Below are 21023 nucleotides of genomic sequence, written 5' to 3'. Positions count from 1 at the left end.
TGCGGAGCCCCCCCTAATGTAAGCAGCGTCAAAAACCTGCGGACAGTGTGAGCGCCGGTCCTGACCCAGGCCTGGCATTGCCCCGCACACGCAGCCGATAGTCGATGGCGATGCGCGCGCCCACCTGACCCTGCCGCAACCCGATGCGCAGGGTGGGGCCGATGTCGATCCGGTTCGCCCCCTGCTGCGCGCCGCCCCATGCGCCCAGCCCCATGCGCAGTTCAGGCCCCGCCGTATGCGTGATAACCTTTTCAACGCGGATCTGGCCGTCGATAAAGGGCGTTGCCGCCGCCCCGCCGACGTAGCCGGCCTGAACATAGGTTTCCGCCTCTATCCGGCGGCCCAGCGCCATGGGCGGAATTTCCGTGACCAAAGTGACGGCCGGGCGGGCGTGGGTCTGGCCTGACTGGAACTGGCTGGCGCGGATTTCAGCCATCGCGATCACCGGCACGGCCGGAATGGGGCGCATCGACAGGCCTGCGGCCGCCTCCCGCTCGCCCGTTCCGTTCAGCGCCCCATAGGCGCGGGCATAGGCGGTCAGCTTGTGCCCCTCGCCGGGGATCAGGTGATAGCGCAACACCGCGCCGATCTGGTTTGCCCCATAGGTCGGCCCATAGGGCGCGCTGGCCCCGGCCAGAGCCTGGCTGTTACCGCCCTGTCGCATCAGCAGCCAGGCATCGCCCGACCAGCGCGGTGCCGCTTCGCCTCGCAGCGCAGGAGCGCCCGGCAGTTTTCCCTCTGCGGCTTTCACACCGGTTTGCCCGCCTTCACGCAAGGGGGCCGGAACCGCAATGATATTGCCCATCCCGTCACGCCCGGCCACCAACCTGCGGATCCGGCGCGGCGCGGCCTGTATCGCAGAGGGCAAGGGCAGGTTGGCCATGGCCGCCATATACAGCACCTGCTGGGTGGCCGCGCTCATCGCCTCGCGGCCCGTGGCCCCCGACAGGGGATCGGATAAAGCCAGCGCCAGAGGTTGCAAAGCCTCACCCCTCAAGGGGCGCGCCGCCGACCCTGACGCAGGCAGGATCATGCTGTGGAATGCGCGCGGCCTGCTTTGCGCCCCGGAGGCATCGGACATCCGGGCCGCAATCGGTGAAACGCCCAAGACCATGCGTGACGGTCGCGCAGAAAGCGGCGCCGCGCCGGACAACTCGGCCTTAAGGTCGTCCACGCGCTGCGCGAGCGACAATTTCTCCCACGTCGCCGTGCGCGCGCCCATCCACATCACCAGCACCGCAACAAACATCACCAGCGGCTCGCCCCGCTTGCGCGGGCGAAGGAAGCGGTCGGAAGGGGTGCCGGAATAGGGCATCAGGCAGGACTTTCCTGCGCAAGCAGCGGCGGCGTGGCGATGGATGCGACGAGCGAGGGATGCACCATGTGCTCGGTTTTGTCCCACACCACCCGCGCGCCGCGCAGGCTGCGGCAATAGGCCCAGATCGCCCGCCGTGCGGCCAGAATCATTACCACATTGGCCACCGGCAGGCGCAACGGCGCCAGCAGACCCTCGCGCCAGCCATATTCGCGCCCTGTGAACAGCCCGCGCATGAAAGAGCGCCAGATCAGCCCGATCACGCAAAGCTTCATCGCATAATTCAGATAGGCCGGCGGCGGGGCCAATTGCGGCATCTCCTTGCCAAGCCAAAGACCGATCACGCCCAAAACCCCTTCGACCAGCAAAAGGATATAGGCGGCAAACAGTACCAGCGCGATCAACGGCCCGCGCCGGTCGCGGATCATCATCCACAGATCGACCAGCCGGACATTCCACCCCAGCCGGTCCCAACCCTGAAGGCAGATGCCATGCATCCAGCGCGTCTTTTGCCGCACAGAGGTCAGCACCGTGTTGGGAAAATAGGAACGCGTGCCGATCAGATGGCCATCGGCATCGCGGCAACGCAAAAAGCACCCTCGCCCGCCAAGCTGGGGGATCAGCATGCCCAATTCATAATCCTCGGTCAGGCAATCGGCGGCAAAGGGGCCGTCGGTCGATTCCATCATGCGGATTTCGCCAATTTGTTCGAGCATGTCGCGGGAAAAGCCGCAGCTGACGCCCGCGGCGGGCAAGCCCGCGCCCAGAGCATCGCGCACCGGCATGGCGCGGGCATGCGCCTCGGCGAATTCATCGCAATAATGCCCCGCAACCCAATGGCCGCCCTCGGGAGTTTCCGGGCGCACCGGCAATTGGACAAATTCCACATCCGACAAGGCCCGGTCGATCAACATCAGTTCGAGCGGATGAACCATATCCTCGCTGTCATGCAGCACCACGCCCTTGAACCGGTAGCCCAACCGCAACTCATCGGCGCACATCGCCTTGTAGATTCGGTTGAGGCAGTCCGCCTTGGTGGTGGGGCCCATCTTGTCATGGATGACGATGCGCAGGCGCGGGTCGCTGCCGCCGATCGCCGTAATCGCGGCCACCGTGGCCGGATCGTTGCAATAGCAGCCTATATACAGAATATATTCGTTTTCCCTCCAGCAGCGCAGCATATTGGCCACCGTCGCGCCGATGACATCGGCCTCTTGCCAACAGGCGACAAACACCGCCAGCCGCCCATCCAGACGCCCTTTTGATACCTCTCGCGAAAGATAGGGTGTACGAAAACCTGGTTTGAGGCGCATGCAGAACCAAATGGCATCGACTGCCAATTCATCCACCATACCGATCAGAAACCAGAAAAGCGCAAACAGCAGCAATTCCCGCTCGATCAACAGCAGCCACTCAATTAAGGTCCAGCCACCCCACGCGGCAAAGGACATCAGCGAGCCACCCCCTTATTCGTAGCGATATATAAATACCGTAGATATACGTAGTAAGAAAGACTTATGTTGGCAATGCCAATTCCGGGAAAGAGGCCGCGATAATGCTATTTTTCACTAAATCGCGCGATTTTGTCCAAAACCTTGCCCGTAACCAGGAAATCCTCGCCGGAATTTTATTGGCCTTTGCGACCATAGTAGCGATAGCAATAAGTAATTCCCCGTTGTCTCCCGCATGGACGCGGACGCTTGACCAACCGCTGTTTACGCCGAGGCTCCCCCACCTTGCCTCGCTGCGCGATGTGATGGGCAATGGCGTCATGGTGGCGTTCTTCTTCACCGTCGGGTTGGAGGTGAAGCGCGAAGTGCTGATCGGCAATCTGGCCGATGCGCGGCAAAGGCGATTGCCGGTGCTGGCCGCGCTGGCGGGAATGGCGGTGCCGGCGGCGATTTATCTGATGATGGTGCGCGATGCGCCTGCGCTCCAACGCGGCTGGGCGATTCCCTCGGCCACCGATATTGCCTTTGCCATGGGGGTAATCGCATTGCTGGGCCGCTGCGTACCGCGATCGCTGCGCCTGTTCCTGCTGACCGTGGCGGTGGTGGATGACATAGGCGCGGTGATCGTGATCGCGCTGGGCTATACCGCGCATGTCGATGCGGCATGGCTGGGCGCGGGGGCGGCGGTGCTGGCCGCGGGCGTCGCGCTCAACCGGATCGGGTGCAAGCGGGTCTGGCCCTATGGGCTGATGGCGGTCGCGCTATGGTGGTGCGTGCTGCATTCGGGTGTGCATGCCACGGTGGCGGGCGTGCTGGCGGCGCTGACCGTGCCCATCGCGCTCGACGAGCGGCATGACAGCCCCCTCCTCCGCCTCGAACATGCGCTGGCGCCGTGGAGCGGATTGGTGATTGTGCCGCTGTTCGGGTTAGTCAATGCCGGGGTGCGTCTGGGCGGCCCGGTGGGCGATCTCACGCTGCCGCTGGCAATCGGCGCGGGGCTGGCACTGGGCAAGCCGCTGGGCATCATGGGGGCGATGTGGCTGGCCGAAATCACCGGATTTGCGCGCAGGCCCGAGGGGCTCACCTGGCTTCAGGCGCTGGGCGCGGGGCAATTGGCGGGCATCGGCTTTACGATGAGCATGTTTATCAGCACGCTGGCCTTCACGCCCGATCCGGCGCGCGAAAATGCGATCCGCATGGGCATTCTGGCCGGTTCGCTGATCTCCGGTTCGGTCGGGGCGCTGATCCTGCGACTGGGCCACAACAAGTCAGGCCGGAGCGCCTGAAACGCCCCGGCCTGATGGTTTTACCAGCTCCCGGTATTGGGCATGGAGGCCCAGGGTTCGGCAGGCTCCAGACGGCCATTCTGCAACAATTCGATGCTGATTCCGTCCGGCGTTTTGACAAAAGCCATATGGCCGTCGCGCGGCGGGCGGTTGATCGTCACGCCCGCGTCGGCCAACGTCTGGCAGGTGGCGTAAATATCCTCGACCTGAAACGCCAGATGGCCGAAATTGCGACCGCCGGTGTAAGTCTCCGCGCTGCCGTCCTCGGCGGGCCAGTTATAGGTCAGCTCGACCTCGTAATCCTGCCCCGGACAAGCCAGATAGATCAGCGTGAAACGGCCCTGTTCACTGGAAAAGCGGCGCGTTTCGCGCAGGCCCAACAGGCCGAAAAGCGCGATGGTCGCGTCCGGGTCGGTCACGCGGATCATCGTGTGCAAAAATTTCGTCACGGCTAAAAACTCCACTCATCGCCAGTCATGCACGGTTCATCGGCAAAGCGTCACTATATGCAAGATATAAACGCCCCGTCACCGGGGCATGGGAACAGGAACTATCATGGCCGCGACCGATCAGCATGGGCAAGAAGGAATTTCCGATTATGCGCCGCAGCGTTCCGGCTTTTTCGCGCCGCTGCGCGGCAATGCCGGGTTGATCGCCACCGCACTGATCGCGGCGGGCGGGCTGGCGCTGGGCGGATTTCTGCTGGGCGACGGGCTGCCCCGCGCCAAACGGTCGGAGCGGGCCGTGACCGTGCGCGGCGTGGCTGAGCGCGATGTGCGCGCCGATCTGGCGGTGTGGTCGCTTTCCTTTGCGGGCAATGCCCCGGATCTGGCCAGCGCGCAGGCGCAGGCGGACGCCAATGCCAATGCCATTCGCGGCTTCTTTCGCGAACAGGGCTTTCCCGCCGATGCGCTGACCACGACCGGCGTCAATGTCTCACGCGAGAGTGAGAACAAGCAGGTGCGCTATGTCGTGCGCCAGCGGATGACCTTGCGCACCAAGGATGTGGCGCGCGCCGAAACCGCAGGGCACAATCAGTTTGAACTGGTGCGGCGGGGCGTGTTTCTCGAAAGCGGCTCGAAGCTGACCTTTATTTACACCGGCCTCAACCGCATCAAGCCCGACATGGTGGCGCAGGCAACCAAGGACGCCCGCGCCTCGGCCGAACAATTCGCGCGCGACAGCGGCTCGGATCTGGGCGGGATCCGCAATGCCACGCAGGGCTATTTCGAAGTCTCGGCCCGCGCAGGCGATGCCAGCGAAGGTTGGGGCGATGCCGAAACACCGAACAAGACCGTGCGCGTTGTCACAACCGTCAATTATCTGCTGAAATAGCCCCCGCGCCCGGTCCATTTGCCCCACAGCCCTTAAACTTGACCATGATCGACGCCACCCGTAAGGCCATAGGGTTCACCAATATGGGGCAGACAGGATTATGCTAGGAGCGTTGCGCAAGTTGTTCGCAGGCACAGCCTCGGCCAGCGCGCCGCGCATTCCCGATGGCGAGCGGGTTTTCGCAATTGGCGACATCCATGGGCGTCTCGACCTGTTCGAGGCGCTGATGGGCGCGATCGAGGCCGAAGATGAAAAGCGCGGCCCGGCCCAAACCACCATCATCCTGCTGGGCGATTTGATCGACCGCGGCCCGGCCAGTCTGGGCGTGCTGGCGCTGGCCCGGCAATGGCAGATGGAGCGCCGCGCGGCGGGCAAGGCAATGCATATCCTGATGGGCAATCATGAGGAAATGCTGATCCACTCGCTGGACCGGATCGAGGTGCTGCGCCAATTCGTCCAGCATGGCGGGCGCGAAACGCTCATCAGCTTCGGGATTGACGAAAAAACCTACACCGATGCCTCATGGGAGGAACTGCATGACCTGATGCAGCAGGTGGTGACCAGGGAATGGATTGATTTCATCGGCACTTTTGAGGCGAGCCTGCGGATTGGCGATTATGCCTTCGTCCATGCGGGCATCCGCCCGGGCGTTGCTCTTGAGGAGCAGACGCCCGCCGACCTGCGCTGGATCCGCGAACCGTTCCTGTCAAGCGAGCAGCCCCATGGCAGCGTGATCGTGCATGGCCATACGATCATCGACAAGCCGGAAATCCGGCGCAACCGGATCGGTATCGACACGGGCGCTTATCAATCGGGCCGCCTGACCGCTCTGCTGTTGGAAGGGGAAGAGAAATCGCTGCTTTCCACGATGGTCCATGAAGGGCAGATCAGCGTCAGTTTTGAAATCTGATCCCGTTCTGGCGTGCGATCCACGCCAGAGCCGATGCCGGAAGGCGCCGGGGATATAACCCGGCACCTTCTCCATATCCTTACTGCAAAGTGGCCGCGCCCTCATCGCCATCGCGGCGGCCATAAAACTGCATCAACTGAACCAGCAATTCGCAGCGCTCGGTCAAATCGCCGCATTCGAGCAGCGCCTGTTTCGAAGCCGCATCGAAAGGCGCGATCTGGGCCACGCCATTGATCAGCGATTGATCATCCAGCCGGGTCACCTGCTCCCAATCGACCGCATAGCCCTGCGCATCGGCGAAATGGCGCGCCTCACGCTCGAACATCGCGCGTTCAACGGCGCTGATGACCTGATGTTCGGGCTCGGGCAGCAACTCGGCCTCAACCTGACGGAACGGCGTCACCACTGTCATTTCGCGCAGGATGCGAAAACGCGCCTCGCCCACCAGAATGAGGTTGAACCTGCCGTCAGGCAGCGCCTCGACCTCCTGAATATGGCCCAGCGTGCCGACCTCATAAAGCGGTGCGCCCTCCTCGGCCTTTTGCGGCTGGATCATACCGATGCGCCGATCCCGCGCCAGCGCGTCGGACACCATCGCCCGATAGCGCGGCTCGAAAATATGCAGCGGCAGGCTGAGGCCGGGATAGAGCATCGCCCCGGTCAGAGGGAAGATCGAAACGCGCATCGAGTCAGCCGAACAGAATGGTGGACAGCTTGCGCCGCTGGGCCGAAACCCAGGCATCCTCAAGGCCGATGGCCTCGAAAATCTGGAGCAGCTTGGCGCGGGCGGCACCCTCGTTCCACGTGCGGTCCGCCGCGATTAGCCGCAGCAGCGTGGCCGCCGCCGCATCGCGGTCTCCGGCCGCAAAGGCCGCGCTGGCATAATCAAACCCGGCCTGATGGTCATCGGGCGCGGCATCGGCCGCCGCCTTCAGCGCGGCCAGTTCACCGTCCTCGGGCGCATCCTTGGCCAGTTCAAGCGCAGCCTTAGCCCGCTCCACCGCCGGATCGGCCGCCAGCGCCGGATCCAGCGCGGCCAGCACGCCCTCGGCTTCCTCAACCTGACCGCCCAGCAGCAGCGCACGGATGAGGCCCGCATGAGCCGCCGCGCTGTCGGGAGCGATTTCGGCGATCTGGGCAAAGATATTGGCCGCCCGCTCGCCATCGCCTGCTTCCAACGCTTCCTCGCCCATCGCCAGCAGCGGTTCGAGGTCGGGCTTGGGGTCGCCGGCCGGCTGGATCGGCAATTGCTTGAGCAACTGGTCCAGCATCGCCTTCAACTGCGATTCGCCGCGCGCATTGGTCAGGTCGGCAATCGGCTGTCCCTGAAAGATTGCATAGACGGTCGGGATCGAGCGGACCTGAAACTGGCTGGCGATGAAACCTTCCTCATCGACATTGACCTTGGCCAGCACGACGCCCTTGTCGGCATATTCGGCCGCGACCTTTTCCAGCACCGGGGTCAGCGCCTTGCACGGGCCGCACCATTCGGCCCAGAAATCGAGAATCACCAATTGGCTCATCGAAGGCTCGACCACCGCCTTGCGGAAGCGATCCACGGCTTTCTGTTCTTCGATGCTCAGGCCAAGACTTGCCACGCGGTACTCCATCAGTCTGTGCGCCCCATCGGGCGCCTTGGCCCCCTATGTGGACCTTTCGCGGCGTTTGTGAAGGGATAAAGCGCGTTTTGGCGCAAAGCCTGTCGGGTGTGCCGCGATCTTTTGCCCATGAAAATGAAAAGATGTGAAGATTGTGCTTGGCAAGGTGAAAGAGCCTCGTTAAAGGGCCGCCTCACCCCGCAACGGAGCGCCCCGCTCCATTGCCGAAACGCCAGAGCGGGCGTAGCTCAGGGGTAGAGCACAACCTTGCCAAGGTTGGGGTCGAGGGTTCGAATCCCTTCGCCCGCTCCAAGTTTCACCCGGCCATGCATCCGCATGGTCAAGCCCGAGCGGGCGTAGCTCAGGGGTAGAGCACAACCTTGCCAAGGTTGGGGTCGAGGGTTCGAATCCCTTCGCCCGCTCCAGTTTTCCGGTGTTGCCATTCGGCGCACCCGCCCGAGCGGGCGTAGCTCAGGGGTAGAGCACAACCTTGCCAAGGTTGGGGTCGAGGGTTCGAATCCCTTCGCCCGCTCCAGTTTTTCACGACAGTCAGGATGGTGCAGGCCAGTTCAAGGCCTGCCCGAGAGGAACCCTCTGAGTCCTTTGATGCGCTGCGCCGAAAGCGGCTTCGCTGAGTGGTTCGAATCCCTTCGCCCGCTCCAGTTTTTCAACAGCTTCGACGATGCGGGCCGGATCATGACCCACCCGAGTCATCACGCTTCAACCGGGTTTTCGGTGCGGCTCAAAACTCTCTTATCGCGCGAAAAAGGGCGACGCGGGGCGCCGCCCCTCCCTTGATCACGCCTTCAATCTTTCGGCATGCCAGGCGACATGCTGGGCCATGAAGGTCGAGATGAAGTAATAGGAGTGGTCATAGCCCGGCTGCATCCGAATCGTCGCGGCCTGCCCGGCCTTCCGGCACGCCTCGACGAGCAACGGAGTTTTCAGCTGCCCCTCAAGAAAGCCATCGGCCTCGCCCTGATCGACCAGCAGATCGGGCAAACGCGCCCCATCCTCGATCAGCGCCACCGCGTCATATTCGCGCCACGCCCCGCGATCATCGCCCAGATACCCCCCCAGCGCCTTTTCGCCCCATGGACAGTTCAGCGGTGACACAATCGGCGCAAAAGCCGAGACTGAGCGAAACCGCCCCGCATTGCGCAGCGCGATGGTCAGCGCGCCATGCCCGCCCATCGAATGGCCGGTGATGCCCTGGCGCGCCATATCCGCCGGAAAATGCTCGGCCAGCAAGGCGGGCAATTCAGCCTCTATATAGGAGCGCATGCGGAAATGCGGCGCCCACGGCTGCTGGGTCGCATCGACATAGAAACCGGCGCCCTTGCCGAAATCATAGGCCTCGTCATCGGCCACATCATCACCGCGCGGCGAAGTATCGGGCGCGACAAAGATCACCCCCGCCTCGGCGCAGGCCCGGCGGAACTCACCCTTTTCGGTCACATTGGCATGGGTGCAGGTCAGGCCCGAGAGATACCACAGCACCGGCAAACGCGCCCCCGGCGCATGGTCGGGCACAAAGACCGAAAAGGTCATGCGCGTGCCGGTCTCTTGCGAATCATGCGCATAGAAGCCCTGCGTGCCGCCAAAGCTGCGGTTGCTGCTGATCATTTCCAACGTCATGTCATGCCTCTCAATGCCCGGCCCGCGCATGCTTGGCCCAAGGCGGAAAAAATGCCCGAAACGATTGCCGTGCCAGGAATCTTACTTTGTAAAATCAGGCATACTGTAGAGATCCTTCGCTCTTCAAGGGGGCAACCGCCTCGGTTCGCCTTATTCCCCCTTGCCTTTGGCCGCTATTCCCTGCACGTCCCGCAACACTCTATTCATCCGGCGTTCACTGCGCGAGCGCCACTCGCCCCGTTTGGGGTAGACATTCGAAAGACGAAGGACAGACACGGACATGGCCCGGTCGATTAACTTGCTCAGCCGCACCACCCGCGCGCGCCGTTTTGCGCCTATTGCCCTTGCGTCCACCGCGTTGATGACGCCGGGTGTGGCATGGGCCGATTGCGTTCCCAGCGGCTCCACCGTCACCTGTTCGGGCACGTCGGCGGCCTATACGAACACGGCGTCGGGCGTGAATGTCTCTGTCGCCTCCGGCGCGACCGTTACCGCGCCGCTGGTGATCGGCACCTCGGGCACGCTGACCAATGCGGGCACGGTGACCAACACCGGCGCGATCTATGGCGTGCAATATAATGACAATGCCACGATCACCAACAACGGCACGATCACCTCGACCAGCAGCACCTCAGGCGCGGGCGCGATCAGCGTGGGCGCCAATTCGACGGTGACCAACAATGGCGTGCTGACCGCCTATTCGGGCACGCCCGCCGTCACCTTCGGCGTCAACGGCACGTTTATCAACAATGCCGCCGCCACCGCCGCCGTGACCGGCAACATTGTCTATGGCACCAACACCGACGGTAATCGCGCCTATTTCTACAATTACAACACCACCTACGGCTTTACCGGCGCGGTTACGGCCAGCGGCAGCATCACGGCCGTCAACACCGGCATCTTCACCGGCACGTTCAGCCAGTCGCCGGTTTCTGCCACGGTGGGCACCAACACGGTCTCCTTCACCAACGGGCTGGGCGGCACGTTCACCGGCGTTTTCGCAACCGGCGACCAGACCACGCTGAACAACGCGGGTACGATGTACCTGTATAACGGCAGCACCGTGGGCTATTATTACACCAGCGGCGGCACCTCGACGCTGAACAACAACAACACCACGGCCAATGCCGACGGCACGATCACCAGCAGCCAGCTTTGGATCGGCACATCCACGGCTCCTGCTCAGGTCAAAGTCTATGGCAATTTCGTTCAAGGTGCCAACGGCACGCTGAATATCCCGATCTATCCAGCGGGCAGCGCGACGACCGCGGCCGGCACGAACTACAGCCAGCTCTACACCACCGGTTCGGTCACGCTGAACGGCACGCTGAACCTGAACGTCACGGCTGGCTTCTACCCAACCGGCACACTGTTCAATGTTGTCCATGCCGATGGTACCATCACGAACAACGCCACCTTTACAGTCAATAACGGTACCAACCTGCTGTTCACCACCTTCACGAGCTTGGGTGTCCAGCCGAGCACCACGGGGACCGGGTCTGACTATCGGGTTGCAGCCACCCATAATTCCTATGACACGGTGATGGCCGCCAATGGCGCCAACGCCAACCAGATCGCCATCTCCAAGGCTCTGGGCCATACGGATGGCACGGTTGCGGGCACGACGGGCCTGCTGGCCACCGCCACGGCCAGCACCGGCTCGGACGCGGCCACGCTGCTGGGCACGGTTGACATTCTGAGCGCGCCGGATGCCAAGGTGTTCCTCGACACCATCTCGCCCGAGGGCTATCTGGCCTACGCTACGGCGCTGCGCGATCAGGCCAACCTGTTCCATCGCACCATCGACATGCGCCTCAAGGATCAGAACAGCGACCACCCCGAGGACGGCTGGTGGCTGACGCCGATGGGTCAGGGCAGCTTCTCGTCGACCGCCTCGACCGTGGGCGGCTATCGCACGCGCGACCAGATCACCGCGATTGCCGCCGGTTATGACTTTTCCGGCCCCAACCATGTCTATGGCCTTGCGGTCAATCTGTCGTGGAACAAGCTGAAATATGCGCTGGCCAATCTGAACGGCACCAACCGTGATTATGCCGTGGCGGCCTATGTGGGCAAGAATTTCGGCCCGCTGCATCTGACCGGCGTTGCCAGCTATCACATGGGCAAGATGACCACGACCAAGCTCATCACCATCGGCGCCTATTCGCGCACCGCCGGCGGCTCGGCGGGCGAGGATCTGTTCAAGGCCACCGCCAAGGCCGGTTTTGAGCTGAAGACCAACGGCTGGACGGCCGAACCCTTTGTCGGCATCGACTTCAACAAGGGCAAGATCAAGGGCTTCACCGAAACCGGCGCGGGTGCGGCGAACCTGAGCGTCAACGGCATCAGCGCGGATCGCACCGAATGGCTGGCGGGCCTGTCGCTGACCCGCTCGAAGGGCATGCTGCGTCCCTATCTGACGGCAACCTATCGTTCGAAGATCACCGGTGCTGGCAACACCGTCACCGCGCTGATGAACGGTCAGGCCGATACCCAGTTCACCGTGACCGGCCTGGCCCAGTCCAACAGCCAGGTTGATACCAATGCCGGTGTCAACTTTGTGTTCGACGATGCGGGCGCGCTGTTCATCGGTTATCAGGGCACCTATCGCGGCAGCTACATGGCGCATGGCATCAATCTGGGCATTCGCCTCGAATTCTGATCCCGCGCCATTGCGGCATTCGTGAAAGGGCGTCGCTGCGGCGTCGCCCTTTTCATTTGCGCCCCGACCTGACGGGGATGTCACACAAGCATCACGCAACCGCCACGAGCATGTCACCTCCGTCGCCTACACAGGCGGGAAGGAGACGCCATGACCGCCCAGATGCTTGAGAAGTCGATGACCCGCCGCCTGACTGTCCGTCTTGCCCGCGATGGCGATGATCTCCACGCGGTCCAGCATCTGCGCTGGCGGGTATTTTTCGAGGAAATGGGCGCCGATGCCGATCCGGCCAATGCAGCATTGCGCTGTGACCGGGATGTTTACGATGCGCTGTGCGACCATCTGCTGGTGATCGACGAGGCGTTGATCGAAGCCGGGGCGGCCCCTGCCGATGCGGTGGTGGGCACCTATCGCCTGCTGCGCGAGACCGTGGCGCGGGCGCATTCGGGCTTTTATTCGGGCGGGGAATATGACCTCTCCGCGCTGATGGCGCGCGACAATGGCGGCAAGGAACTGCTCGAACTGGGCCGTTCCTGCGTTTTGCCGCAATATCGCACCAGCGCGACCATCTCGATGCTGTGGCGCGGGATTGCCGATTACATCAAGGCCAACCAGATCGGCCTGATGTTTGGCTGCGCCAGTTTTCCCGGCACCGACCCGGATCTTTACGCCCCCGCCCTCTCCTACCTCTATCACCACCATCTGGCCGCGCCCGATCAATGCCCGCGGGTGCTGCCGGGCAAGGGCGTTTCGATGGAGCGTCTGGAACGCGGCACCTATGACGAGCGCCGCGCGATGTTCCAGCTTCCCCCGCTGGTAAAGGGCTATATGCGGGTGGGCGCGCGCTTTGGCGATGGGGCCTTTATCGACCATGCGTTCAACACGGTCGATGTGTTCGTGGTCATGCCGGTCGATCTGATCGCCGACCGCTATGCATCACGGTTCAGCGCGGCGGCCTAAACGCGCCACCACGGCAGCCTCGCAGGCGCGGGCCAGCGCCTTGCGGTCGCCCGCCTCGATGGGAGTCTCAAACCATACCTCGGCCCGGATGCGCCCCATGCCCGCCAGATGCAGCGCATGGGGCAGCAATTCGTCATCGCCGATCCACGCCATCTGCCGCTGCTCCTGCGCATCAAACGCGCGGCCATCGCCATGGGCATAACGCAGGGTGATCGGCTGAACCCGCGCGGTCCCCTCGCCCACGCCGGGCACCAGTGCGAAAAGACTGGAGCGGAACGGCAGCACCCCGTCGCCCAGCCCCGTCGTCCCTTCGGGAAACAGCACCAGCCCCCGCTCGGCCTCCAGATGGCTGGCCAGTTCGGCCGCCTGCGCCCCCGCTTTGCCGCGGCGTTCGCGCTCGACGAAAACGCAGCCATATTCCGCCGTCAGCGGCCCGATGACAGGCCAGCCACGAATGTCATCCTTGGCCACAAAGGCCGCGCGCGTGACCAGACCCAGCACCGGAATGTCGGTCCAACTGATATGATTGGCGACATAGAGCGTGCCGGACGCGGGCATCGGGGTACCGTGAACCTGAACGCTGATGCCGAAACTGCGCAGCAGGATTCGCCATGCCGCCACCGCCAGACCGCGCCGCACCCGCCACCCGCTCGGCATCGCCAGCCATGGCAAAGCCAGAACCAGAAACAGCGCCACGCCCACCGCCATCCGTCCATATCGCGGCCAGCGCGCCAACTTGTCGAAACTCACCCGATCCCCCGATGCAAAACGCGTCCCAAGCCTTCCTGTATGACAGGGTGATGACTAGGGCGCCAGTGCTGCGCCCCACCTTGCGCCCAGGCGGGGGATCGCGGCGCGATAGCGCACCGTCCCGCCCAATCGCACGGCAATCACACCCAGCGCCGCTTCGGCATCGGCCAATGGGCCGCACACGAAAATATCAATCGCGGCCAGCCCTTCCTCGGGCCAAGAGTGGATCGAAATATGCGATTCGGCCAATAATGCCACCCCGGTCACCCCCTGCTCCGGGCCAAAGGGATGAAGGTGGACCGAGAGGACATGGACATGGGCCGCGGCGGCGGCCTCACGCAAAGCCGCCTCGATCAGCACCACATCGCACAGCCCGTGACACCCCGCCAGATCGGCAATCAGATGCATACCCGTGGCCGGAGCGGGGATCACAGCAGACTCTCCCCGCCACGCCCCAGATGGGCCAGCGCGCGCTCGGCGGCCAGCACGCCATGGTAATGCGCCTCTTCAAACAGTGAGAGGCCCGACAGGTCGGAATGGGCGCGAAATACCGGACCATTCATCGCCTGCGCCGCAATCCGCGCCGGATCGCTGCGAAAACCGACCGTGGGCCGCACCATCGCATGGCCCCAGCGCCAAACATCGATCCGCTCAATCCGCCCATCCAGTTCCGGGTTCATCGCCAGAAGATCGGCCGCGATCATCACCTGCCATTCGCCCAATCCACGCGCCAGCAAGCCCTTGCGCGCTGCCACCGGGTCGCCATCGGACAGGGCCTGATACCATGTCAGCACCCCCGGCCCATCGGCGGCCGAGGAGGTCTGATGGTTGGCCACAACATAGCCCAGACTGGCGCTGGTGGAGGAAACATTGTCCCACGCAAGCGGCACCCCCGGCCCCCATGGCATGCGCGACACCGCCACATTGGCCACCACCCACGGCGCATAGGAAAAGCGCGAAGCCGCGGCCAATCCGGGCGCAACATGGCGCGCCACGAAATCGGGCATGGCCAGCACCACCGCCTGCGCCCGGATCCGCCGCGCCACGCCCGCCTGATGATCGAACACATCGACCAACACCTCTTCGCCATAGCGCGCCACATGGGTAACGCTGTGACGCGGACGCAGCCGGGGTCCGATCCGCCCGGCCATCAGCCGCGCCAGTCGGGCATTGCCCTCCGGCCATGTCAATTCGCTCTCGCCCGCGCCGTCGGCGGCCCAGCCGCGCCGCCCCGCAAAATAATGAATGCCCGCCCATGCCGAGATCGCTTCCGGCTCGCTGCCGTAATCGTCGCGGGCGCAGTAACGCAGATGGGCGAGCAAGGGCGCGGCGGTATAGCCCTCAGTCTCCAGCCATGCGCCAAAGCTGATGCGGTCGAGCGCGGCATAGGTTTCATCGCGGCTGGAGAGCGCCGAGGGACTGGCAAAGGCGGGGCGGCCATCGCGGCCCACTGCCTTGCGAAAAGCATCCATCGCGGCATCAAAACGCCGCCATTGCGCGGCGTCCTGCTCGGAAAGGCCGGTGGTGGGCACAAGGCCCTCCTGCCATTTGCCGCGCCAGAGCAGGCGCTCCTCAAGATCGGCGCAGAGCTGAAACGGATCATAGACGGGGGCGCCGCCCGCGTCCCGCCCCGTAATCATGCCAAAACCGCGCAGCATATGGATCAGCGCCCGCGCCTCGCGGTTGGGGATGGGCAGGTAATGCGCGCCCCATGGAAAGGCCGTGACGCCATTGGCCCCGCCCCGCGCATTGCCGCCCGCGACATCTTCCAGTTCGAACAGGGCGAAATCGGTAAAACCCGCCTCGGCCAAACGCCAACCCGCCGCAAGGCCCGCCACCCCGCCGCCCGCGATCACAAGCGGGATGCGCTCCTCCGCCCCGGTCGGTCCGGGCAATTTGCCGTCGCGGATCGCATGGCCCCGCGCCATGTCCGGCCCCAGCAGGTCGCCGGGAAAAGGCGCGCCCTGCGCCCGCCCGCAACCGCTCAGCACACCGCAGGCCCCCAATGCCCCGCATACCATGGCCCCGGCCAGCAGATCGCGCCGCCGGACCTCACCCCTCATAATGGCTCCATTCCTCGGCAAAGCTGCGCACCAGCGCCTGATTGTCGAGGCGGTTGACCGGGGTCGGGCGGCGCGCCATGTCGGGGGGAAAATCAAACATCAGCGGTTCGGACACCGCATTCACATAACGCAGGCCGACGGGCAGATGTGCAGGCGCGACCGGCGGCCTATGCGCGGCCAGTGTAAAGCCCCATTCGCCAAAACTGGGCACATAGGTGTGATAGCCGCGCGTGAACAGGCCCGCCGCCTCCAGCGTCTGGGCCACGGTCCAATAGGAGCGCGGCGCCACCAGCGGCGAGGTCGATTGCACCACCATCACGCCATCGGGCGCCAACAGGCGGGCCACCTGAGCATAGAAACTGACCGTGTAGAGCTTGCCCAGCGAATATTCGGTGGGATCGGGAAAATCGATCAGGATCGCGTCATACGTTCCCCGCGCCGCGCGGACCCAGCGAAAGGCGTCGGCATTTTCCACGCTGAGGCGCGGATTGGAGAGCGAGCCGCGATTGAGCGCGGCCAGTTGCGGGGTTGCGCGAAACATCCGCGTCATTTCCGGGTCGAGATCGACCAGATGGATCGACCGCACCCGCCCATCGCGCAGCACCTCACGCGCGGCCAGCCCATCGCCCCCGCCCAGGATCAGCACCCGCGCCGGATTGGCCACCCGCCCCAGCACCGGCCAGACCAGCGCCTCGTGATAGCGATATTCATCGCGGCTGGAAAATTGCAGATTGCCATTGAGGTAGAGCCGCAGATCCTCACCCCGGCGCGTGAGCACGATGCGCTGATAGGGGGTGGAGCGGGCATGGATCACCCCCTCGCCATAATAGGCGACCTCGGAAAAACGCTGGATACGCTCCGCCAGAAACAGGCCCGCAATCAGGCTGCATGCCACCATCAGCGCGGCGGCCATATCCACGCCCACCCGCCGCGCGCGCCGCAGCACAAACAGCAGCGCCACCGCCACCGCCACATTGGCCAGCCCAAACACCAGTCCGGTACGGATCATCCCCAGATGCGGCACCAGAAACAGCGGAAAGGCCAGTGAAGCGATCAGCGCGCCGACATAATCATAGGTCAGCACATTCGACACCAGATCGCGAAAGGCAAAGCGCGAGCGCAGGATACGGATCAGCAGCGGGATTTCCAACCCCACCAGCGCCCCGATCATCAGCACGATGGCATAGAGCAGCACCCGGAAATCAGCGGCCAGCGGAAAGGCCAGGAACAGGCCCGCCGCGCTCCACCCGCCGATGGCCGCGATCATGATCTCGACGCGGATGAACACGCCAATCTCGTCCCGCCGGACATAGCGCGAGAGGAAAGACCCCACGCCCATCGCAAACAGATAGGAACCGATCACGGTCGAAAACTGGGTAACGCTGTCGCCCAGCAGATAGGAGGCCAGCGTACCGGCCAGCAGTTCATAAATCAGCCCGCATGTGGCCACCACCAGCACCGAGAGCAGCAGGATGGCCGCATGGGCCCGCGCAGGCCCGGCAAAATCGCCTTGGTCCTCCATCAGCCGTGGATCGCCGCCGAGATGATCATGCTCAAGCCCAGCGCCACCGCGCCCGCCAGAATGGCCACCGCCATATTCTGTCGCTCGATGATTTCCTTCCACAATTCGCCGGGCGTCAATTTGTCCACCAGAATGAAGCTGGCGACGAACACGACAATGCCCAGCAAGGCATAAAACAGCGTGGCAATAATGATCGCAGTCGAAAGCATGGCCACCTTCCCCCTATTTGTGCGAAGGGCCAAAGCCCCAGAAACCACCTGCGCCGCCGTGGTGATGGGTGCGCTCGGCCGGGCCGCTGTGCCGGGCCGACCCATCGGCGAACGGGTCATAGGCAGCCCACCCGGCCCATCCGGCAAAGACCAGCAGCAGCAGGCACCAGGCAATATGCAGGAACAATCCACGGGACATCAGTAACCCTCCCCGTAAACCGCAGTCTTGCTGGCGCGATAGGCATAGGTGATCATCCAGGGCAACCATGCCAGCACCGCGATCAGGCACCAAAGCGCACCGGGAAAGCCGCCCGGCTCGACCAGAACACTAAGGCCAATAACCTCCTGTGCCTGCCCTGCAACGCTTTGCGATGTATCGATACCCCAAGGGTTATCGGTATTATAGCTGGTGGTTGTATAGGAGCTGGCGCTGGGATCGTTCCAACGTTTGGCCTCTGCCTCGATCGACAGATCATAATCACCGGCCGGAACGCCGCTGAAACGGGTTTCGGTCGCATGGCTGCCCTCGGACCAATCGCCATCGGAATCGCGTCCCGCGTAATATTCAATCGTGGCGCTGGCCGGGATGGTTGCCTGTGTGGCACGGTCGACCAGCAGATAGTCCAGATCGACCCAGCGGTTGATGAAATCCGTGGCGGACACCTTGACCATGACGAATTGGGCGCGGCGGGGCATATGCACCGGCCCGACGGTCAAGCGTGCAACGGGGCCATCGACCACGACGCCGCCCCCGCCGCGCAGGCCCGCGCCACCCGATCCAAAAGCGGTCAGCAGAAAGAAGCTGGCAATGGTCGTCAGCATCGCGACGAGGGCCATGCTCCATAGCCCCGCCCGGTCGGACGAAAAGCCGGTGCCCCAAACGCGCTGGGCAAAGCCGGATGGCCCATCGCCCGGTTCGGGCCGCGCCGGTTCGGGGCGGGCCAGATCGGGGCCTTGTGGGCGGCGGAAGGCATCGATCAACCGACCCGGCACGCCGACCAGATGGGTCCATTGCACCTCCTCGCCCTCGCGCCATTCGCGTGAGAGCGAGGTGCCGCCACGCTCATAGCTGCGCGCGATCCACATCTCGCCCGCGTGGACCCGCCAGTAAAACTCGCCGATCACGCGCGTGGTGGTGATGGTGACGGGCTCGTCCTCGCCCCGGAACACCTCGCCGCGCCAGGCCGCCTCGCCCCAGCGCCCGGTTTCGCGCGGCAGATCGGTCAGCATCATGCCGAATTGCCATTGCCCATCGGAATGAACCAGCCAGCGATAGCCCGCATAGGGGTTGAACAGGAGATATTCGCCCCAGCGATAATCGCCCGCCTGCCGCTCCAGAAAGCCGATGGCCTCCCATTGCGTGCCGAACAAAGTGCCTCGGCTGCCCAGCGGCAGGGGCAGTTTCGCAGCTTTCTCGTGATATTCCTTGATGACGGCAACGTCGGGATTGGCCACGTCCAGAACGCTGCCACAATGGCGACAGGCTACGGTGATGGTATAGCCCGCCGCCTTGACCTCAAGCGCGCCGCCGCAGGAGGGGCACAGGATCGCCCGACTCACCGGCCCCTCTCCGCCAGATTGTCGGGCATGACCCAATCCTCAACCGCGCGCAGTCGGCTGGGGCGCAATTCGGCCAGTTCGACATAGCGCCCGACATAGGCGCTGGCCCCCACCTTGTCGCGCTGGACAGAGAGCGCCGCGCCGGTGGGCGAGCGGAAGTCGATGCTTTCCACCTGCCAGTCGGCCGGGGTGGGAAAGGGCAGATCGCCCTCTGCGCCAAGGCAGGTGACGGTTTTGATGTCAGTGGCGGTCAGGCTCTGGCCATCAACCTCGATGGCAAAGCCAAGGGGCAGATCCGCAGGCAGACGGGCGACAACATCCTCGCGCTCGGCCACTATCTGAAACTGCCCCATCGCCTCGCCCAGCCAGCGCGTGGTGCCATCGGAAAGTTGCAGCAACCATTCGTTCCACGCGCCATCGGCCCAGCCCCAGCGCACACGCCCCACCACAGTAAAGCGGGCGCCATCCACCGCGCCGCCTGTGCCCAGCTGGATCGGGGAGATGTCATAGGGCAGCAATGCCGCCTTGCCGATGTCGCGCATGCCCTCACGCGCGATCACCGTCTGGCAATAGCCGCAAACGGCATAGGGCATGCCGCCCGAGCGCATGGGCACCGGCGCGCCGCATTGCGGACAGGTGTTGTTGGCCATGGAGGTCTCTTACTTCACCCGCGAGAGGATTTCGGCCTTTTTGGCGTCAAATTCTTCCTGAGAAATCGCCCCTATCGTCAGCAATTTGTGCAGTTTTTCGAGCAGCGCAAACGGATCTTCGGCAGGGGCAGCAGGCGCGCTTTGGCCAAGCGCACCGCTCATCGCGCCGCTCAACATATTGGCCGCCGCCATGCCCGCGCCGATCCCGGCAAGGCCGCTGTCGGAGGCCGGATTGTCCAGCGCCTGCGCCGCCTGAAAACGGGTGTAGCCCGCCATATCGCCCAGCACGCGCATCGAGGAACCCTTGTCGAGATGGGCCTGGACCTCATCGGGCAGGCTGATGCTTTCGACAAAGAAGCTGGTGCAGGACAGGCCCCATTGGGCAAAGGTCTTGTCCACCTCGGCCTTGATCGTGTCCGACATCGCCTGCTGATTGGCGGCCAGATCGAGGAAAGGCACCTTGCCGCCCCCCAGCGCGGTGGCGATGGCGGTGACGATGGCGCTGCGCAATTGAGTGTCGAGCGTATCGGCCCAGACCTCGCCCATTGTGCCCAGCACCTTTTCGACAAACAGCTTGAGATCGCCAATCTTGAACGAATAGGTGCCAAAGGCGCGCAGGCGAATGGCGCCAAATTCAGCGTCGCGCACCGTCACCGGCTGGGGTGTGCCCCATTTGCGGCCAGCCTGCTCCTTCAGGCTGATGAAAACGACATCGGATTTGAACGGCGAGTTGAAGCCCTTGTCCCAGTTCATCAGATTGGTCAGGACCGGCAAATTGGCGGTTTCCAGCACATGGAGCCCCGCACCGAAATAATCGGCCACCTGACCCTCGTTCATGAAGGCCGCGATCTGGCCCTCGCGCACGGTCAGTTGCGCGCCATTCTTGATTTCATTGCCCGCCGTGGGCACGCGCCACGCCACCTGTCCGGGCGCCTCATGCCATTCGATCACATCGATGAACTGTTTGCGCAGGAAATCAAACATGGCACCTATCCTGAAATTGTTCGCAGAACAGGTGTTATTCTAGAGTAAGACACCGCCCATGCAAGCATAACCGGACGGGCGCCCGCATCGGCCCTATATTTTTACCGCGTTTTGGCGTAACGGCCCGCGC

General features: G+C 63.7%; 20 protein-coding genes and 3 tRNA genes. 8 read left to right on the top strand and 15 right to left on the bottom strand.

What is annotated here, in order from left to right; translation table 11 throughout:
- Positions 1 to 28 precede the first annotated feature (28 nt).
- Both PQ467_RS06960 and PQ467_RS06955 read right to left on the bottom strand, forming a co-directional pair.
- Complete coding sequence (locus tag PQ467_RS06960) at positions 29 to 1315, bottom strand: hypothetical protein (RefSeq protein ID WP_274175780.1); 1287 nt, start codon at positions 1313 to 1315, stop codon at positions 29 to 31.
- Positions 1315 to 2766, bottom strand: a complete 1452-nt coding sequence (locus PQ467_RS06955) for a glycosyl transferase family protein (RefSeq protein WP_274175779.1) — start codon at positions 2764 to 2766, stop codon at positions 1315 to 1317. Before PQ467_RS06955 ends, PQ467_RS06960 begins: the two co-directional genes overlap by 1 nt.
- A 104-nt stretch (positions 2767 to 2870) precedes the next feature.
- On the opposite strand from PQ467_RS06955, the gene nhaA reads away from it, so the two are divergent.
- Positions 2871 to 4052 carry a Na+/H+ antiporter NhaA gene (gene nhaA, locus PQ467_RS06950; RefSeq protein ID WP_274175778.1) on the top strand — a complete coding sequence of 394 codons (1182 nt, stop codon included), beginning with the start codon at positions 2871 to 2873 and terminating at the stop codon, positions 4050 to 4052.
- A 20-nt stretch (positions 4053 to 4072) separates the two neighbouring features.
- Here nhaA and PQ467_RS06945 read toward each other — a convergent pair whose 3' ends face one another.
- Positions 4073 to 4501: a VOC family protein gene (locus tag PQ467_RS06945; RefSeq protein ID WP_274175777.1), complete on the bottom strand. Its 429-nt coding sequence runs from the start codon at positions 4499 to 4501 to the stop codon at positions 4073 to 4075.
- Positions 4502 to 4607: 106 nt separating this feature from the next.
- Here PQ467_RS06945 and PQ467_RS06940 point away from each other — a divergent pair, with 106 nt between their 5' ends.
- Positions 4608 to 5387, top strand: a complete 780-nt coding sequence (locus tag PQ467_RS06940; RefSeq protein ID WP_274175776.1) for an SIMPL domain-containing protein — start codon at positions 4608 to 4610, stop codon at positions 5385 to 5387.
- 112 nt (positions 5388 to 5499) lie between these two features.
- Positions 5500 to 6297, top strand: coding sequence for a metallophosphoesterase family protein (locus PQ467_RS06935; RefSeq protein WP_274175775.1), 798 nt, complete (start codon positions 5500 to 5502; stop codon positions 6295 to 6297).
- 79 nt (positions 6298 to 6376) lie between these two features.
- On the opposite strand, the gene PQ467_RS06930 is transcribed toward PQ467_RS06935, so the two are convergent.
- Positions 6377 to 6982 (bottom strand): LON peptidase substrate-binding domain-containing protein, encoded by a 606-nt coding sequence (locus PQ467_RS06930; protein WP_274175774.1) that lies wholly within the window; start codon positions 6980 to 6982, stop codon positions 6377 to 6379.
- 4 nt (positions 6983 to 6986) lie between these two features.
- Positions 6987 to 7895: a tetratricopeptide repeat protein gene (locus PQ467_RS06925; RefSeq protein WP_274175773.1), complete on the bottom strand. Its 909-nt coding sequence runs from the start codon at positions 7893 to 7895 to the stop codon at positions 6987 to 6989.
- Positions 7896 to 8132: 237 nt separating this feature from the next.
- Here PQ467_RS06925 and PQ467_RS06920 point away from each other — a divergent pair.
- The 3 genes from PQ467_RS06920 to PQ467_RS06910 all read left to right on the top strand — a co-directional run bounded on the left by PQ467_RS06920 (position 8133) and on the right by PQ467_RS06910 (position 8430).
- Positions 8133 to 8207 (top strand) — tRNA-Gly (locus PQ467_RS06920).
- A 38-nt stretch (positions 8208 to 8245) separates the two neighbouring features.
- Positions 8246 to 8320 (top strand) — tRNA-Gly (locus tag PQ467_RS06915).
- Positions 8321 to 8355: 35 nt separating this feature from the next.
- Positions 8356 to 8430 (top strand) — tRNA-Gly (locus tag PQ467_RS06910).
- 263 nt (positions 8431 to 8693) lie between these two features.
- Here PQ467_RS06910 and fghA read toward each other — a convergent pair.
- Entirely contained in the window at positions 8694 to 9533 is an 840-nt protein-coding gene (gene fghA / locus PQ467_RS06905; RefSeq protein WP_274175772.1) for an S-formylglutathione hydrolase, read from the bottom strand.
- Positions 9534 to 9813: 280 nt separating this feature from the next.
- Between fghA and PQ467_RS06900 the strand changes: the two genes are divergently transcribed.
- Both PQ467_RS06900 and PQ467_RS06895 read left to right on the top strand, forming a co-directional pair.
- Complete coding sequence (locus PQ467_RS06900) at positions 9814 to 12195, top strand: autotransporter outer membrane beta-barrel domain-containing protein (RefSeq protein WP_274175771.1); 2382 nt, start codon at positions 9814 to 9816, stop codon at positions 12193 to 12195.
- Positions 12196 to 12345: 150 nt separating this feature from the next.
- Positions 12346 to 13155 (top strand): GNAT family N-acetyltransferase, encoded by an 810-nt coding sequence (locus tag PQ467_RS06895; protein WP_274175770.1) that lies wholly within the window; start codon positions 12346 to 12348, stop codon positions 13153 to 13155.
- Here the strand turns inward: PQ467_RS06895 and PQ467_RS06890 are convergent.
- From PQ467_RS06890 to PQ467_RS06850, 9 genes are read right to left on the bottom strand one after another with little or no spacing between them, the layout of a single operon-like run.
- Complete coding sequence (locus PQ467_RS06890; protein ID WP_274175769.1) at positions 13132 to 13905, bottom strand: lysophospholipid acyltransferase family protein; 774 nt, start codon at positions 13903 to 13905, stop codon at positions 13132 to 13134. The genes PQ467_RS06895 and PQ467_RS06890 overlap by 24 nt on opposite strands.
- A 54-nt stretch (positions 13906 to 13959) precedes the next feature.
- Positions 13960 to 14337 carry an adenosylmethionine decarboxylase gene (speD, locus tag PQ467_RS06885; protein ID WP_274175768.1) on the bottom strand — a complete coding sequence of 126 codons (378 nt, stop codon included), beginning with the start codon at positions 14335 to 14337 and terminating at the stop codon, positions 13960 to 13962.
- Complete coding sequence (locus tag PQ467_RS06880; protein ID WP_274175767.1) at positions 14334 to 15968, bottom strand: FAD-dependent oxidoreductase; 1635 nt, start codon at positions 15966 to 15968, stop codon at positions 14334 to 14336. Before PQ467_RS06880 ends, speD begins: the two co-directional genes overlap by 4 nt.
- Positions 15958 to 17490 carry a polyamine aminopropyltransferase gene (locus PQ467_RS06875; protein ID WP_274175766.1) on the bottom strand — a complete coding sequence of 511 codons (1533 nt, stop codon included), beginning with the start codon at positions 17488 to 17490 and terminating at the stop codon, positions 15958 to 15960. Before PQ467_RS06875 ends, PQ467_RS06880 begins: the two co-directional genes overlap by 11 nt.
- A complete protein-coding gene (locus tag PQ467_RS06870; RefSeq protein ID WP_274175765.1) occupies positions 17490 to 17699 on the bottom strand; it encodes a DUF350 domain-containing protein in 210 nt (69 codons plus the stop codon). Before PQ467_RS06870 ends, PQ467_RS06875 begins: the two co-directional genes overlap by 1 nt.
- A 13-nt stretch (positions 17700 to 17712) precedes the next feature.
- Positions 17713 to 17898 carry a hypothetical protein gene (locus PQ467_RS06865; RefSeq protein ID WP_274175764.1) on the bottom strand — a complete coding sequence of 62 codons (186 nt, stop codon included), beginning with the start codon at positions 17896 to 17898 and terminating at the stop codon, positions 17713 to 17715.
- Entirely contained in the window at positions 17898 to 19259 is a 1362-nt protein-coding gene (locus PQ467_RS06860) for a DUF4178 domain-containing protein (RefSeq protein ID WP_274175763.1), read from the bottom strand. The genes PQ467_RS06865 and PQ467_RS06860 overlap by 1 nt, the downstream gene beginning before the upstream one ends.
- On the bottom strand, positions 19256 to 19909 hold the full coding sequence (locus tag PQ467_RS06855) for a DUF4178 domain-containing protein (protein ID WP_274175762.1): 654 nt from the start codon (positions 19907 to 19909) through the stop codon (positions 19256 to 19258). Before PQ467_RS06855 ends, PQ467_RS06860 begins: the two co-directional genes overlap by 4 nt.
- A 9-nt stretch (positions 19910 to 19918) precedes the next feature.
- On the bottom strand, positions 19919 to 20893 hold the full coding sequence (locus tag PQ467_RS06850) for an SPFH domain-containing protein (RefSeq protein ID WP_274175761.1): 975 nt from the start codon (positions 20891 to 20893) through the stop codon (positions 19919 to 19921).
- Positions 20894 to 21023 lie beyond the last annotated feature (130 nt).

The sequence above is a fragment of the Novosphingobium sp. KACC 22771 genome (genome assembly GCF_028736195.1).
Taxonomy (GTDB): Bacteria; Pseudomonadota; Alphaproteobacteria; order Sphingomonadales; family Sphingomonadaceae; genus Novosphingobium.
Note: the sequence above shows the minus strand (reverse complement) of the source record. Positions and strands in the feature narration are given on the sequence as shown.